This is a genomic window from bacterium, assembly GCA_030697645.1.
In the GTDB taxonomy this organism is placed as follows: Bacteria; Patescibacteriota; Minisyncoccia; order Phycocordibacterales; family VMGT01; genus JAUYPI01.
Genome location: JAUYPI010000012.1, coordinates 1 through 16346 on the forward strand (window position 1 = coordinate 1; position 16346 = coordinate 16346).

General features: G+C 55.2%; 13 protein-coding genes and 2 tRNA genes. 5 read left to right on the forward strand and 10 right to left on the reverse strand.

Annotation, left to right across the window (positions count from 1 at the left end; all coding sequences use genetic code 11):
* Positions 1-296 precede the first annotated feature (296 nt).
* Positions 297-1577, reverse strand: a complete 1281-nt coding sequence (locus tag Q8R39_02865) for a DEAD/DEAH box helicase (protein MDP3735344.1) — start codon at positions 1575-1577, stop codon at positions 297-299.
* A 206-nt stretch (positions 1578-1783) separates the two neighbouring features.
* On the reverse strand, positions 1784-3517 hold the full coding sequence (locus tag Q8R39_02870) for a penicillin-binding transpeptidase domain-containing protein (GenBank protein ID MDP3735345.1): 1734 nt from the start codon (positions 3515-3517) through the stop codon (positions 1784-1786).
* 404 nt (positions 3518-3921) lie between these two features.
* On the opposite strand from Q8R39_02870, the gene Q8R39_02875 reads away from it, so the two are divergent.
* Complete coding sequence (locus Q8R39_02875) at positions 3922-5145, forward strand: beta-galactosidase (GenBank protein ID MDP3735346.1); 1224 nt, start codon at positions 3922-3924, stop codon at positions 5143-5145.
* 330 nt (positions 5146-5475) lie between these two features.
* Here Q8R39_02875 and Q8R39_02880 read toward each other — a convergent pair.
* Positions 5476-5563: transfer RNA gene (locus Q8R39_02880), tRNA-Ser, on the reverse strand.
* A 63-nt stretch (positions 5564-5626) separates the two neighbouring features.
* Here Q8R39_02880 and Q8R39_02885 point away from each other — a divergent pair.
* Positions 5627-5698: transfer RNA gene (locus Q8R39_02885), tRNA-Glu, on the forward strand.
* Between the two features lie 192 nt (positions 5699-5890).
* Complete coding sequence (locus Q8R39_02890) at positions 5891-6538, forward strand: hypothetical protein (GenBank protein MDP3735347.1); 648 nt, start codon at positions 5891-5893, stop codon at positions 6536-6538.
* A 269-nt stretch (positions 6539-6807) separates the two neighbouring features.
* On the opposite strand, the gene murB is transcribed toward Q8R39_02890, so the two are convergent.
* Both murB and Q8R39_02900 read right to left on the reverse strand, forming a co-directional pair.
* Positions 6808-7851, reverse strand: a complete 1044-nt coding sequence (gene murB / locus Q8R39_02895; GenBank protein MDP3735348.1) for a UDP-N-acetylmuramate dehydrogenase — start codon at positions 7849-7851, stop codon at positions 6808-6810.
* A gap of 593 nt (positions 7852-8444) precedes the next feature.
* Complete coding sequence (locus tag Q8R39_02900; protein ID MDP3735349.1) at positions 8445-8840, reverse strand: hypothetical protein; 396 nt, start codon at positions 8838-8840, stop codon at positions 8445-8447.
* 87 nt (positions 8841-8927) lie between these two features.
* Here Q8R39_02900 and rnr point away from each other — a divergent pair, with 87 nt between their 5' ends.
* On the forward strand, positions 8928-10991 hold the full coding sequence (rnr, locus tag Q8R39_02905) for a ribonuclease R (GenBank protein MDP3735350.1): 2064 nt from the start codon (positions 8928-8930) through the stop codon (positions 10989-10991).
* Between the two features lie 679 nt (positions 10992-11670).
* Here rnr and Q8R39_02910 read toward each other — a convergent pair.
* From Q8R39_02910 to Q8R39_02920, 3 genes are all read right to left on the reverse strand, one after another.
* Complete coding sequence (locus Q8R39_02910) at positions 11671-11871, reverse strand: hypothetical protein (GenBank protein MDP3735351.1); 201 nt, start codon at positions 11869-11871, stop codon at positions 11671-11673.
* A 27-nt stretch (positions 11872-11898) separates the two neighbouring features.
* On the reverse strand, positions 11899-12312 hold the full coding sequence (locus tag Q8R39_02915; protein ID MDP3735352.1) for a hypothetical protein: 414 nt from the start codon (positions 12310-12312) through the stop codon (positions 11899-11901).
* 629 nt (positions 12313-12941) lie between these two features.
* Positions 12942-14615 carry a hypothetical protein gene (locus Q8R39_02920; protein ID MDP3735353.1) on the reverse strand — a complete coding sequence of 558 codons (1674 nt, stop codon included), beginning with the start codon at positions 14613-14615 and terminating at the stop codon, positions 12942-12944.
* Between Q8R39_02920 and Q8R39_02925 the strand changes: the two genes are divergently transcribed.
* Positions 14614-15336, forward strand: coding sequence for a glycosyltransferase family 2 protein (locus tag Q8R39_02925; GenBank protein MDP3735354.1), 723 nt, complete (start codon positions 14614-14616; stop codon positions 15334-15336). The genes Q8R39_02920 and Q8R39_02925 overlap by 2 nt on opposite strands.
* A gap of 198 nt (positions 15337-15534) precedes the next feature.
* Here Q8R39_02925 and Q8R39_02930 read toward each other — a convergent pair whose 3' ends face one another.
* On the reverse strand, positions 15535-15888 hold the full coding sequence (locus tag Q8R39_02930) for a hypothetical protein (protein MDP3735355.1): 354 nt from the start codon (positions 15886-15888) through the stop codon (positions 15535-15537).
* A 3-nt stretch (positions 15889-15891) separates the two neighbouring features.
* Complete coding sequence (locus Q8R39_02935; protein ID MDP3735356.1) at positions 15892-16152, reverse strand: hypothetical protein; 261 nt, start codon at positions 16150-16152, stop codon at positions 15892-15894.
* Positions 16153-16346 lie beyond the last annotated feature (194 nt).

Genomic DNA, 16346 nt, shown 5'->3' on the forward strand with positions numbered 1-16346 from the left:
GGCTCGGTCGCTCTGTCCTCGGCGCCGACCTGCCAAGAGCCCCGGGCTCGGGTTATTGACTGGACCACGCTCGGCGCCTGCGGAGTCGCCGAAATGGCAGTTTCGTAATTCACAGCCGCCGGGGCGGTGCCACGAAGCCGCTAGGACAAATAATACTGTGGCATCGTTCTATCGAAGCATAGTATCAAGGCTCTGTCATCGACAATACAAATCCAAATATGCCGTAAATTTTTATATTTTAAGCCAATTTTTGATCTTTTGCGCAATGACGCGTTCCGGCTTTAGACGCGCCAACGTCAAAATCTCCTCCCCCGACCGGCACGCCGATGCGGGCGGCGGAAACCGCGGTCTCGCGTCTCCGGACGGCCCCTACCCGCCGCGTATGCTACTCGCGGCGAGCGCGGGGGGCGAGCGGGCCTCTCCTCGCGAGCGCCGCCGGCGAGAGGCGAAATTTCTGAAATGCGGATGCTCTTTTTGATAAACGACTCGATTGCGCGAATTCCGCGCTTCTCATTCGGGAGCGCGAAGGAGATCGCGTGTCCTGCAGCTCCGGCGCGGGCCGTGCGGCCTATCCGGTGCACATAGTCCTCCGACTGCGCCGGTAGATCGTAATTCAACACGAGCTCAATCCCCTGGACGTCAATCCCGCGCGAGGCGATATCGGTCGCGACGAGCACGCGGTATTTCCCGATCTTGAAGCCGTCGAGCGCATCCCGCCGCTGCCCGAGGGAGCGGTTCGAGTGGAGCTCTGCGCACGTCTCTCCTGCTCCACGAATCATTCGCGCCAAACGGCTCGCGCCATACTTCGTTCGCGTGAAGACGAGCACCGAGCCGCCTCGCTCTGCGAGCACCTTCAGGAGCTGCCGCGGCTTTTCCTCTCTTCCAACCACGAAAATCTCCTGACTTACGCGCTCGACCGTAGTGCCGGACGGAGCGATTTCGATCCGCACCGGAAACTGCATATAGTCTGTCGCAATGCGCATAATCGCGGAAGAGAGCGTCGCGGAAAAGAGCATGGTTTGGCGCTTGGCAGGAACGGCAGAGAGGATCGTCTTCATCTGCGGCAAAAAGCCCATATCGAGCATCCGATCCGCCTCGTCGAGCACGAGCACTCGCACGCTCTGAAGCCCGAGTGTCTTCTGCCGCAGGTGGTCAATCAGCCGCCCGGGCGTTACGACGAGGATGTGGGGACGGCTCCGAAGCTCCCTCATTTGCGGCCCCATTGATTGCCCGCCGATGAGCACCGCGCTGCGAAGACCCGCACTCCTGCCGACGCTCTGCAGTTGCTCATTTACCTGGAGCGCGAGCTCCCGCGTCGGCACCACCACAAGCCCTTGCCCCTTCTCGCGCGCGAGGGTTTGGAGCATGGGGATGCCGAACGCAAGGGTCTTCCCGGTGCCGGTCTGCGCAATGCCGACGATGTCCTTCCCCTCAATCGCGATCGGAATCGACTGACTCTGGATCGGCGTCGGCGAGACGTAGCCGAGCCCGTCGAGCGCAGCTAAAAGTCCCGGGGCGATCCCGAGACCGTAGAATGTCACCTGTGTATTCTGTTGTACTTGTTCGGTTTCCGTCATTGTCTTAAATATTGCTTTGAGTTTTTCGTTTGGAATTTCGAAAAATTTTGGCGTGGTATCTCCCTCTTCGAGATTGCGCCCTATCTTTTTTGAAAAACTCACTGAGTCAAGACTAGCATAAAATATATATACTGTCAAGTGATTTGACGGCAACGACGTATAATCCAAAATACGGCTCTATTGAGTCGTTAAAAGAACGTGCTGCATTACTCAAAATACTCGGGGCGGTTGTCTCGCATCCACTCGAGGATCTGGCGCATGACGAACACGCCGCCGACGGTGTTATGCGATGGGCCACTCTCCATGAGGACAGTGAACGCGAATCGTGGACGCTCAAAGGGCGCAAACCCAAGCACCCACGAGTTAACGCGCTCCTTGCTGATGCCGAGCTGCGCCGTGCCGGTCTTTGCCGCAACCCGCACCCCTCTGAGTGAGAGTCCCTGGGCCGTGCCGTACTCCACGGCAGCCCGCATTCCCTCGCGTACGACGATCAAGTCATTTGCGGCGAACCCGAGATCGCGCGCGAGAGCGTTCGCCGTCTGGGGTGCACCACTTCCTGTGAGATGAGCGCCTGTTGCCTCGCTACCGCGAGAGGCGCGCAGTGTCGGCGTAAGAAGCTGCCCGCCGTTTGCAAGCGCCGCGGTCGCGCGCACAACTGAGAGCGGCGTCACTTGCACCCCATACTGCCCGATCGCGGTATTGTAGGTATCGCCAATGCGCCATGGCTCACCCGCAAAGTGCTCCGCTTTCCACTCCGGGTTCGGGATCGTGCCGCTCTCCTCCCCTGAGAGTTCGATGCCTGTCGGCTCGCCGATACCAAACCGCCGCAGCGTACGCTCAATCCCCGCAATCCCGAGCCCCCTCTGTCCGCCATACCCGCCGCCGATCTCGTAAAAATAAACATTCGACGAAACCGCGATCGCGCGTCGCATGTCAGTAGCGCCGTGCGCCTTCCAGTCGAGAAAGACACTCGGCCTTGAAGGGTCGAACGGATTCGGCACAGTGAGCGAGCCGGTGCTCACAATCAGAGTCCCCGGCGAGATGACGCCCGCGTCGAGCGCGCCGAGCGCGAGAAATGGCTTCACGATAGAACCCGGCGCGTAAAGCCCGCTCACCGCCCTGTTGAGAAACGGCGCGTGCGGGTCAGAACGATATCGTTCAATAGTCGTCGTTGAACGGTCATTCGTGAGCGCCTCCGAGCTGTATTCTGGAAAACTCACGAGAGCGAGCACCTCGCCGCTCGTAGAGTCCATGATAACGCCGGCGCCTCCCTGAAACCCGTACTCTGCCGCCGTCGCGGCAATCGTCCCGTAGAGCTTCTCTTGGAGCTCCGCGTCAACCGAGAGCTTCACGCCCGATCCATCCTTTAGTTCAGAAAAAATGCTCGAGGAGACCACCGCGCCGAGTGCATCCACCTCGACAATCCGCCGCCCGTTCTGTCCCGTAAGAGTGCTGTTAAACGTCGCCTCAACGCCGGCTTCCCCCACAAAATCTTCACGGTAGAAAAATCCTGCCGCGTCACGCGAGGGATAGTTCACGTAACCCAAGAGATGCGCAAATCCAGCTCGTGTCGTGAAGCGGCGCTCGGCGAAGGCCTCCGTGCCGGTCGCATTCCATGCAAGTGCCTCCCCACGGCGGCTATAGAGGAGACCCCGTTCAGAAAAAACGACGGCGTGACGCAGCCGATTCTCCTCGCTCTCTTCGGCGTAGGCAGAGCCGTCCGCGATCTGAAGCCGCCACGCACGCAGTAGAAATATCGAACCGATCGCACAAAAAAGCACCCCGAGGACGAGGAGGCTTTTGCGGCCGAGTGGTCGCTCCAGGCGCCCTTCAAACTGCGCCGTATCGAACTGCGGAAGATTTTTCGAATCGAGAAAAATTTCGTCCGGCGCAATCTCGCGGTAACGGCGAGAGATTCTTTTTTGAAAAAATATGTGCATTTCCTAACTGGCGGAGGGGGTGGGATAGAACTATTTGGAAACCCACGGTTTTGGAACAGCTCACTCGCTCCGCTCGTTCGCTGCCTTCCTCCACGGGGAACTCCCGTTCCCCGACCCCCTCCCGTTCAAATCCCACCCCCTCGGCAAAATATGCTCGCTTCGCTCGGTATTTTGCGGTACCTTTTGGTTAAAATCCGAACCTACTTTGACGAACATCCGGACGAGGAGTAATACCACGGCTCCGGGTGCGCCTTGCGGCGCACCCGCAAAACAGAGAAACTCTCTCCTTATTTTTTGAATTTTTAAGCTCGGGCGCGTTTGAATAGATGCTCCCAGATTATATTTCCATCGCCACATATATACCGACTCCTTGCACAATTAAAAACCGTATATATAATTATGATATGGTATCACAAAAAAGGAAATTTTTATTTGTCTTCCTTATTCTTTTGTTTGCCGGAATAGGCGGCCTGATTTTTGCCCGATTTCCGGTATCGCGTATATTCGGGGTTAATTCAACATTCCCCGGCGTATCCCCATCCTCCACTCCATCAACGGGAGTCGCTGCCCCGGTTGCATCACCAACTCCGCTGCCGACCACGCCAACTCCGCCGGAGAGTATCGGCAAAACTCCACGCGGGGTTTTTGTCCTCATCGGGCGAGCAGCAACTCCCGCCGCAGTGCTTGCAAACCCTTCTATCGCCGGGCTTGTATTCAACCGTCAGTGGGAACTCATCGAAACCAGCAAAGGCACCTATGACTGGGGTGGCCTTGACAGCCAGATATCCCAAGCAGCCGCAGCTGGAAAAATGGTACGAATTGGTATTGCCATCGGCGGACAACATACCCCCAAATGGGTATTTGACGAGGGAGTCACGACCATTTCATTCATTGACCGGAATGAATTCCACCAGGATACATACAATACGTCAGTTGAGATTCCACTGTTCTGGGATCCAACATACCTTGCTCTTAAGAAAGCATTTATTGAAGTTGCAGGCGCACGGTACAACAAGAACCCAGATGTTCACCTGGTGACTGCGGCTTGCGTAAATCCAAATACCGATGACTGGGTGCTCCCAGCTCGGACAGCAAAAGACATTCAGGACTGGAAGAATGCCGGGTATTCCAGTGACAAAATCATTGATGCGTGTAAGCAAATCATGGATGCCACCGTTGCCGCATTTCCCAATAAAACAATTTTTATGGCAGTCGGGCCGATCCCTGCCGGGCTGGATTCAGATCCCGATTATGCCGAGAAAGCGGTTTTGGAATACGCACGGACAACATACCCCGGCAGGTTCCTGTTCGGAAATGGCGCCCTCTCCGCCAAAACCCCGGATCCCGAAAAAGACCAGAATCTTCCGGCACGATGGCAGCTCTTGTATGCTCATCGGCCGAATATCGGCCTGCAAATGCTCTGGACGGCAAGCGACACAAATTCCTGCAGAATGAACGCAAGAAAATCCCCCTGCGATCCCGTAGAGGTCTTGAGAACCGCTGTAATGATCGGAGCGCACTATCAAAGCCAACTGCAGGAAATCTATCTGCAGGATGCATTGAATCCCGCATTGCAGGCAGTTATTAAAGAAGCTGCCACAATACTCGCTGCGGTTCCGGCACCATAAATGCAGGAGCGATATGATGAATATTCGGAAAAATCGGAAAATAAAATCCGCTGAACGGTCTAGCGGATTATTTACTGACTTGGACAGTCAATTACCAAAATATTTCCCTGAAACTTTCCCCACCAGGTAAAAAATAAGTTTTTTCTTAAATTCCGCCGCGTCCGAGCTTAAAAATTCAAAAAAATGAAGAGAGAGTTTCTCTGTTTTGTGGATGTGCCGCAAGACGTACCCGGCGCTGTGGTATTACTCCTCGTCCGGATGTTCATCAAAGTAGGTTCGGATTTTAACCAAAAGGTACCGCAAAATACCGAGCGGAGCGAGCATATTTTGCGGAGGGGGTGGGATTCGAACCCACGTGTCGCTTGCGCGAACAGCGGTTTTCGAGACCGCCCCGTTATGACCGCTTCGGTACCCCTCCAGTGTGCGCACTATATCATTTTTGCTCCCCACTCTAAAGTCCGCTATACTCTCTGCATCAACAGGCCCCATCGTCTAATGGCTCGGACAGCGCCCTTTCACGGCGTAAATCGGGGTTCGATTCCCCGTGGGGTCATGAAAGGCCTGCTTTTGAAGAGCTATCAGACGGAATCCAACGTTAACTCAAGCGGAGTCCCAACTGGCTGGAAGCGCTATTACCGTTCCTCGAACCGTCTCTATTAGCGTACGGCTCGATACTTTGACCAGCGGCAGGGCAATATCCTGCCGATTGCTTGTTTTTTAGCCCAAAACGACATACTCTAATTTTATGAATACAGCCAAAAAGACAGCAATCATTCTACTCGCAGGAGTCCTCTTGGTAGGCCTTGCGATATTTTTAGTGGCAAACAAAAAGAAGCCCGCCGATACGGTCCCGACCGTCCCCAGCTCGCCGTCCGCTCCTCTTGCGTATAGCGACCTTTACCCGGTCGCTACCTCAAGCACTCTCTACGGCGGATGGGACAAGTACGTGAATGCCAAGCACGACTATACAATTTTCCACCCCCGGCAAATGGGTCCATATTCTGGCGAAGATGAGTCTGACGAGCGGCAGTGGGATACTATCAAACTTGAGCGAAGCGACCACCCGAACAGTGAATGGTCGGTTCGCGTCTCCCTTGAAGCATGGGAGCCCGCAGCGACCTATACGTGGACTAACAAACGTGTTGACGCCGTTGACCTAAAAACATTCGCAGAAGAATCAAAAGAGGCTATGTCCCTCGGCACGACTCCCGGCGTAGATGAGATACCGTCGGAAATCAAAGAAACCACGGTCGGCCCCAAAAAGGCCTACGTGTTCAGCTGGCACGATCAAGCAACCCTTTTTATAGAGCACAATGGAACCAAATTCGTCATCATGTATAGCGAAGACCCTGTCTCGGGGATGATCGCCAAGTCTATGACGTTCGGTAATTGATCCGCAAAAGGCCTATCGAGACACCACCGCGTCTAACTCTCGGATACTGATAGCGATATATCCCCGCCATCCCAAAAGTTCTGAAAGCCAGCCTGTAAGGTCATAATAAAAAAAGACGATGCGTCTCTTTTTTTTTGCATATGACCCCACGGGGGCGGAGGGGGACGGGGAACCTGCTGGTTCCCCGTGGAGGAGAGCAGCTCACCAGCCAATTCCGAAGAATTGGCTGGTGAGCGTTGAGAACCGTGGGTTCTCAAAATCCCCTGGGGTCACAAAACTTGCACCTCCGGCTCGAGTGTAATGCCGGTCGCGCGAGAGACCGCATCTTGGATACGCGCGGCAAACGCGAGGATATCGCTCGCGCGGGCGCTGCTGTAGTTCACGATCGCAAGCGCGTGGTGCCCTGATGAGCCGACCGCGCCATCGCGCACGCCTCGCATCCGCGCAACGTGCTCGATGAGCCAAGCGGCAGGCACCTTCCGAAGTCCCGCGCCTGCCTCGTGCGCAGGCATCGTCGGGTATGCGAGCTTGAGCTGGCTGTAGCGCTCCGCGCCGATAACCGGATTTTTGAAAAACGAGCCGGCAGTGCCCACGCGATCAATGTCGGGAAATTTCGCGCGGCGGATCGTGAGCACCGCCTCGCGCATTGAGGAGAGCGTCGGTGCAACGCGACGCTGGGCAAAATATTCACTGAGGTCGCGGTACGAGATGTCCGGCGCGCCCTCCACGTCAAGCCGGTACGTCACGGCGGTTATAATGAAGCGCTTCCCTTCCTTTGTTTTAAAAAAACTGTCGCGGTAGCAAAACGCGCACTCATCCGCGTTGAACACGCGCGCGACCATGCCCTCGGTATCAAACGCCTCGACTGAGACAATGCGCGAGCCGACTTCGGCGCCGTAGGCGCCGACGTTTTGTATCGGTGTCGCGCCAACAAGCCCCGGAATGCCGGAGAGGTTTTCAATGCCCCACAGCTCGCGCGCGACTGCCTCCAGGACGAGCCCGTCCCAGACCTCTCCTGCGGCAGCGCGCACCTCGATCGCACCGCCCTCTCGTCTGCGGAAACTCCGACCGCGGAGCGCCATAGCGATGACGAGGCCGCGCACTCCCTCATCGCGAACGACGACATTCGAGCCGCCGCCAAGGATGGTAATCGCGAGGTCGCGCTCACGCGCGAAGCGCACCGCTCGCGCAAGTTCTCCCTCATCCCGCACAGCGCAAAAAAAGTCGGCGGTGCCGCCGACACGAAAGGTCGTCCGTGGCGCGAGGGTGACATCGCGCTCTACGATAAGCGATTCATCTATCTCATGTCTCATGGATGCACACTAACAGCCGGCGGGGCTAACCTCCTGAAACAATGTTCTTATGAGTGCGACCGCCGGCTGTGAGTGAGCGCCACCATATTAAACCTCCAGTGTGAAGCATACGTTATGTAACTTTGAATAACGAGATTGTAAGACATCCGATGTCCAACGTTCCAGTCTGAATTTCCAAATTCCAAAAAACAAGCTCCAAACAAATCTCAATACACAAATTCCAACTTCCAAACACGGACTATGCCGTGCTTGTGATTTGAATCATTGGAATTTGTTTGGAAATTGTTTTTTGGAAATTGGAGCTTCGTCGTGGTGTGACATCGGAGTCTCGGGTCGGCACTTTCGCTATTCAAAGTACAGTATATGCGGCTTCACAAGAAAACACAAAACCCCGCGGGTGCGGGGCTTTGTGCAGAACATTGCGAGGCAATTCCTGCACTCACGGCGCTACTATAGCACAACGCAGCGCGCACTGTCAAATGCGCGTACTGGTTGACTAATACTACATCAAAATGCAAAACCCTCTCAACGTTGCAGTCGAGAGGGCGGGAACTGTTCTGCGCTTCGTATTTTTAGCGCATGCCAGTAGCCCTTTAGCTGTTTAACCTCAGCAATCCTTCAATCACAGCTTGCGGGAACGTTGGATGATCGCGAGTCACGCCGCATATCGCATGCAAATCTGGATGTTGCTGAAAATTGGCAAGCCAGCTTATCTTTATGTCTAACACCACCAGCTGGAGTATGAGTGATACTCTACTCCGGTACTCATCAAGAAAGAGCTCCAATAAATCAGAGAGCATATCGGCACGTAAAGAAACCATGCCTTCGGGTGATTGGTTCTCCAAAACCGTCCTTACTTCTTGTGCGCCTTTTTGAGTCAACGCCTCCTCTGCTTGAAAAATCGCATCCGTCCTTTCTTTCACCAACTTCAATAGTCCTTGATCAAAGCGGTGCTCTTCCGAATAGTTTGCCAAAGGGACTTCAAACATAATCACGCCCTCCTTAATTAGGCGATAGGATTGAGGCCGTCGGGCGGGTACTTGACTACCAGTCATAAATACAGGAAAATACGACGCATGTCAAGGACAGCACAGAAAGGCCGGGGAGCGGGAGTGCGGCGCGGTGCACCTGTGCCGCGACAGCTCCACAGCACAAAACCCGTGCGCCCGTCGCACCACACCGGCCGCATCGCACTCACATCCCGCGGTGTCGGCTATATCGCGATCGAGGGATTTCCACAAGATATAGAAATTCAGCGCGAACGGCTCAATACCGCGCTTGACGGTGACGAGGTAGAAATTGAGCTCCTGCCGCATCGGCACGGCGAACGGCAGCAGGGATCGGTTGTCCGCATTATCGAACGCGCGCGTGAGGAGTTTGTGGGCGTAGTTGCAAAAGACGCCCGCGGCTACTTTCTCATGCCGGATAACCGCCGCGTCTACACGCCATTTTTGATCCCGCCCGAGGAAGCGGAACGACACCGTCTTGCGAGTAATCTTAAGGTGCTCGTGCGGCTTGGCGAGTGGCGCGATCCACTTAAAAATCCAACCGCACATATCGTACGTGTGCTCGGGGAAAAGGGTCTCCATGAGACGGAAATGGAGGCCGTTCTTGCCGGAAGCGGATTTAATTCGCTCTACCCCTCCGAAGCGGCTGCCGAGGCGCAAGAGATCAAGCGCTCTGCTGCAATCAGTGCCGCAGATATTGGGACGCGCCGCGACTTCCGCGACACGCTCACCTTCACCATTGATCCTGCAGACGCAAAAGATTTCGACGACGCGCTCTCAGTCCGGGAGCGCGAGGACGGCTGCTTTGAGATCGGCATTCATATCGCCGACGTCTCGCACTATGTGCGTCCCGCAAGTGCGCTCGATCGCGAGGCCGCAGAGCGCGCAACGTCGGTCTACCTCGTCGACCGCACGATCCCGATGCTGCCACCGGAGCTCTCGGACGATCTCTGCTCGCTAAATCCTGACGAGGACAAGCTCGTCTTCTCCGTGCTCTTTCTCCTCAACCAAGAAGCGCATGTCCGCGAGCGCTGGTTTGGGAGAGGAATCATCCATTCGAACCGCCGTTTTAGCTACGAGGAAGCGCAGCAACAGATCGCTGATGTGCGAAAAGAAGAGGGCGGTGAGCTCTCATCCGAGCACACTCCATACCCTCACGCGCTCGCCGCGCTCAATGCGCTTGCAAAAAAGCTCAAGCAACGCCGCGTGGCGGCCGGCGCAATCGAGTTTGAAGAGCCGGAGGTGCGCTTTACACTCGACAAAGACAAGCGGCCGATTGCAGCTGTGGTAAAAGAGCGCCTTGAGGCGCACCAGCTCATCGAGGAATTTATGCTCCTTGCAAATCGCGAGGTCGCCGAGCTCATTGGGCAGAGCGGGCGCGGCAAGGACGTCGCTCGCCCCTTCCTCTACCGCGTGCATGACGCGCCGGACCCGGAGAAAATCGAGGAGCTCGCGGTCTTCCTCCGCGCGATCGGCCACGAGCTCGATGTGCCAAAAACCGGCAGTGTCAGAGCGAAAGACCTCAATGCGCTCTTCTCGCGGCTCGAGGGCCATGCCGCGGAATCGCTCGTGAAGAAAGCGGCACTCCGCGCCATGGCAAAAGCCGTCTACACGACGGCAAATATCGGGCACTATGGACTCGCCTTCGGCTACTATACCCACTTCACCTCGCCGATCCGCCGGTACCCGGACGTGCTCGTCCATCGCCTCCTCGCGCGCTACCTCGCACGCGAGCGCGTCGGGCAGGATGAGCTCGCCGCGCTTCGAGCACACGCGCTCCACGCATCCGCCCGCGAGCGAGCCGCAATGGATGCAGAACGCGCATCAGTGAAATACAAACAGGTTGAATTTCTCTCGACCCGCGTCGGGGAAGAGTTTGACGCTCTGGTCTCGGGTGTCACCGAGTGGGGCATCTACGTTGAAGAAAAAACTAGCCGCGCCGAGGGTATGATCGCGCTCCGCTCCCTCACCGACGATTACTATGAACTTGACGCACATAACTATCGCATGGTCGGCTCCCGCACCAAACGCGCCTTCTCGCTCGGAGAGAAACTCCGCGTCCGCCTCGTGGGCGCGGACCTCGACCGCCGCACGCTTGACTTCGTGCCCGTTTCCAGCACAAAAATAGCCTGAGTTTTTATCGTTGGACCTATTGCCTATCGTCAAGGTACCCCCTGCCAGGTCGCTCCACGGCACCGTCGTTGAACCAAGAATCGTACTACCAAACTGATCGCAGCCACTACGACGGTGAGATATATAGCAAGTAGGAACACCGCAATTACGTTCGGATAATAATAAGAGGATTGTTCTCTGGTTGGTGTAGGAGGCTCCACTGGTGAAAGAAACTCTGGTGTACCCCTAGGAATGATCATGTCTCGTAGATTCACGTCCATATACGATATACAACAGTTGATCGGGATGCTTGGTTAGCGGCATTCCACTCTCAATCCCCGTTCAATTCGTTCAATTCCCGGCCTCTCCGTTACGCCAAACTGGTGCTGTCCTCAAGGACGGCACCAGTTTGGCTTCATTGCGGGCATAGGGTGCGAGCAATTTGATAGAAGTTGGATAAAGGGACGATACTCGGGAGAGAGTTTTCGCCCACTCTCCAAGGTATAATCCTCGGGTCGGGGTGACCATTCATCGGTTGTTGCATTCTGGCGTTGGAACTTTTATGAGATGTGGCCACCAACAGAACCCCCCCAAGTGGCTTCACTTGGGGGTTAAAAGTGTCTCAGCGCGAGCTCAATCACTTGCAGAGACGTGAGACGATTAAAACGAGGGCGAATCTTGAAACGAGCTGGAAAAGGGCTCAAACCTTTTTTCTGCAGCTGCGGGGCAAGCCGATCATGAGGGCAAGAATAATACCAAACACCCCTGCCAATTTTTGCTCACCACGTCCAAAAATAATGGCCGCTAGCGACATGAGGAGTAAAACGATGAAACAACCAAGATTGAAATAAAATTCTTCCGAATCCTCGGTGCCACGAATTCTCTCAAGGAGCTTCTTCATGCCGTCTTCCTTTCTTGTGTGAAGTTCTTATCGTGGGTTGAGAGAGACTATGAGCAATATAACCCACAGTGCCATGAAACCTCCGATGAGTGGGTTGAGAATACGGATCGTGCGGGTTGCTCCTCGCATGGTCATTAATTCAGAACCGAACACCCGATTTGCAGCGCGGTTTGATGATTCAAGCACGCGCATGCGTTGCGTCCAATGTTCAATCCACCGGGTAATTCTTATGGTCATTCTCCGCCATAACCATCCTAAACAGAAGCCAGCGATACAAGCCGCAGCATACTCCAACGACCCTCTTCGAAACTGCGTCACGACGAGGGAGAGAATAGCCGAGTGTATTACAAAAAACAACTGTGTAATGCTCCAGCGCAGATTGATGTCGTAATGACGAAAAAACGTGAGGTTTGAAAACGCCGCTTGCTGCTCTTGGTCCATGAATCCTCCTACTGCTTAATGTTTAGTTTAGTGCGAGGGGACATTACTAAGGATACATTATCATACATATAGATACCTGTCAAACCGGCCGGGCACCTTTATTTTGGGCCATAAAACCGTAGCGACAACAAAAAGCCCACAGGAGACCTTTCGACCCAGTCCGGGTTTCTTCATGCTCCCCTCCATTCCAGCAAAAACCAGCACGATCGTGCTGGTTTTTGCTTCCATTGCGGGGCCGGGAATTGAACCCGGGTCTGGAGGTTATGCATACCACTACGGCTTTCGCCGCGTGCCTTCTGACACATAACGTGGTCTGGACTGTACCTTCACCCCGCCACTTTGAAGACGCTAGGAAGCGTAGCAAAATGACGGGGGCCTGCCTACCAGTCTCTACACCTTCCCAGCACCACCCTGCACTTTGGTCACAAAGTGCAGGGTGGTGCTGGGCTTGGCTCGGGATTGCCATCTCTCCACTCACAGTGTGAGAGGAAGGTTCCCCCGATTTTGACAAGTGAACGATTTGGAGCTTGCGCCCCAACGGACCCAATATTGAGCCTCCCGAGATACCGCTTCTCCACCCCGCTCTTAGAGCATACCTCTGTGCCGCGCTACTCGCAAGCCTGCGACAGTTAAAAATCACGCAGTATGCGAAACACTTTCACCTCCGAGAACTCCGGGTCTTCATAAAAAAGCTCGAAGCGCGGATCGTGCGTGAGCATCTCAAGGTAGCGGTCATCGAGTGACGGCACGGCGCTGTCCACGAACGCAAACTCGGCACCGATATCATGCGCGAGCACATCATAGGGGTCAGAGACGTCCGCATCGCCCTCGCTACAGTGAGACCGCGGACAGACCAGAGCGCCCGAACCAGTGTGATAGAGCAGCCAATAGAGCGCGGGGTCGAAAAAGTAGGTGAACGTCGGGTCCATGCCGGTTGCGTAGGTATTATGCGTATTCCAAAACACGAGTCGCGGGTACAGGCCAAAACTCAAGTTGAACACGAGCGAGCCCGGTGCCGAATCCGCGGCCATCGCGAGCGCCGCGCCACGGTAACGAAGCTCGTCCCCTGAACGATTCGAGACCGTGAAGTAGGCCGTGAGGGCGGTCGTCACCATGAACACGGCAAGAGTAGCCCCCCCAAAACGCAACAGAAAAGAGCGGCGCGCCACAACGCTCTCAATGAGTTCCTTCACGTTAGCATCGAGGTGACGCGCGGGGTCAATACGCCGCATTCGTGTGCGGATCTCCCGCACCGCTCGTGGCAGCCGCTCTGCAGAGATCAAAAAAAGAGCAAGGAACGCCACCGGTATGGCGTATTCGGCGGCACGCTGCACGAACATCGTCAGCGTCATCAGCACAAGGGAAGACGTGAGGAAGTAAAACTCACGAAACGTCATCCGATCCCGCCATGAAAGAGGAGACGTGCGATCAGTCCGTATAAAAAAGAATATCGAAGCAATGAACGGCACGAACCACATGATTTCTGCCGGTATGAGCGAAAGCTCGTAGAGCTCTCCGCCTTCCGGTACGACAGCGCGAAAACGATTGACGATCGCCATAAGGTGCACCACCATGCCATTAAAAAGATAGCGCAGCGGATCGCTGTGGAGCGCGGTGCCGAGGGTAAGTCCTGAGAGCACGGCAAGAAACGGTGCATACAGAGTCGAATTTAGACGAAAAGAACCTCGGTACAGAGTCCAGGAGGCGAGGTAAAGGCCGAGCGGCAAAAACAGGAGGAACGACGCACCGTAGAAAAGAGGCAGCAGCACCGCAAGGAAAAAAAGAAGCCACACACGCCGCCGCTCGAGCGCCACGAACGAAAGGAACACGACTGACGCGGCAAAGACATGCGGGCGCAGGAGCAACATGCGGAAAAAGAATATCGGGGAGAACGCGAACAGGGTCACGCAACCGAGAAGGGCGAGAAAAATCCGTGCGCGGCGCGCGCCCGGGCTCCGCGATTCGACGAGGTAGCGCGCGAGCACGAGAAAAAAAATGAGGAAAAATAGCGCCGCGCCGAGCGCGTGGAACACCTTCGAGCCCATGATGGCGGCCGGTACATCGTCGCCGAAAACCCTCGTAAAGGGCGCGAGGGCGCGGTGGTACCAGACGTAGAGATCATCCTGGGGGCCTCGGAGTGTCGAGAACACCGGTATCTGCATCACGCTCCCATCCCTATACGAGATCGCGTGGCGCAGATGATAGTAGGGGTCATCCGACGTCGAGAGGGCAGTGCCTGCGGTATTAATTAAGAGCGCGAGTGAAAAGAAAAAGAGAAAAACTGCTATACTGGCAGCACGCATGGAAGACAAACGAAACAACGCGTTTGAGAGTAATCTCGTGAGCATACTGATGCCAGTCTATAACGAAGCGGCGACGCTCGAGCGTGCGATTGAACGCGTGCGTGGTGTCTCCATATTACCCTACCGGAGGGAGCTGGTCATCGTTGACGACGGCTCGACTGATGGCTCGGGTGATATTCTCGCACGGGCAGCGCGCGATTTTCACGATATTCGAGCGCTCTACCACGCCAGAAATCGTGGCAAGGGCGCAGCGCTTAAGAGTGCGCTCGCCGTATCGCGCGGCAACATTATCATATTTCAAGACGCGGACCTCGAGCAAGACCCGCGCGACCATCCACGCCTTCTTGCGGCGCTCGAGAGCTCGAGCGCCGTTTTTGGCTCCCGGAACCTCGAACGCGCCACAAGACCCCAGTACTCTCACTATGCGCTCGGCAGCCGCTTCATTACCGCGCTCGTAAACACGCTCTTCCGCGCGCGGCTCACGGACGTGAATAGCGGCTATAAAGCGCTGCGCCGCGAGGCGCTCCGGGGAATCAGCATCAACGCTGACCGGTTCAACTTCTGCGAAGAACTGACAGCGAAGCTCATCAAGAGCGGCGTAGAGATAACCGAGATCCCTATCTCCTACACGCCGCGCACGTTTGCCGAAGGCAAAAAAATCCGCGCATGGGATGGGGTACGCGGAGTGTGGACGGTCATAAAATATCGGTTTGTAAACTGATTTATTTCTCGTTCCAAGTTCGACATCCGGCGACCCACAGAGTCCTTGAAATCCGAATATCGAAGCACGAAATACGAAACAAATTCGAATGTTCAAAATTCAAATGCTCGAAACACGGCCGTCGTGTTTCGGTCATTTGAGCATTTTGATTTCGATATTGTTTCGAATTTCGATATTCGAATTTCGAATTTAGACCTGTTATTCTGCCAACTTCGGCAACGGCGGGGCATCTCCTCCCGGTGGGATGCCCGTCAGCTGGTGCAGCACGCCGACCAGTCCCCAAACTGAGAGCATCACGAAGAGCGTCACCACGCCGTAGACCATAAAGCGGCGACCTTCTTTCTGCGCGTCCTCACTCCCTGAATATATCAATGATTTCAACAGCCCGAAAAGGAAAAAGAAGAGTGCGACGGCAAGGAGCGCCGGGATGGCGCTATCAACGATGTAGAGTATGCTCGTGAGAATAGCAAGAACGCCCGTGTCTTCTGCGCGTGCAATGAGGGGCAGGAGAAAAACCCCTGAACCGATTGCTGGATAAATAAATCTCTTCATGCTTTAGAAATTAGGCGGCGGCAAACCAAAGGTATTTGTAACAATTTTTATGATCGCCGTCGCTCCAACCATAATAGTCATACCGATCACGCCCCACAGCATATGCTTCTTACCATTTGTACGACCCTGGTCGCTCTCGTTCGTTGCGATGAACTCGACGAGCCCCCAGAGGAATACAACCAAAGCGAGCGCGAACATGAGCGCGATCAGAGGGTTGAGAATTTCCTTACTAATCGCCCGAATGATATCGGAAACAGGCTGCATACATTACCAGTATAGCACCTAGATCGCCCGGTGTGGACAAATCCACGACCGGGCGATCTTGCTCTACTGCGAGCAACCTTTCTCGTTCCAGAGGTTAAAGGCTTACCTAGGTGTTGGAATTCCTGGCCCAGCTGGTACGGGCGCGCCGCTAAATCCAGTCAGTTGATTGAGGACGCCAACGAGACCCCACACCG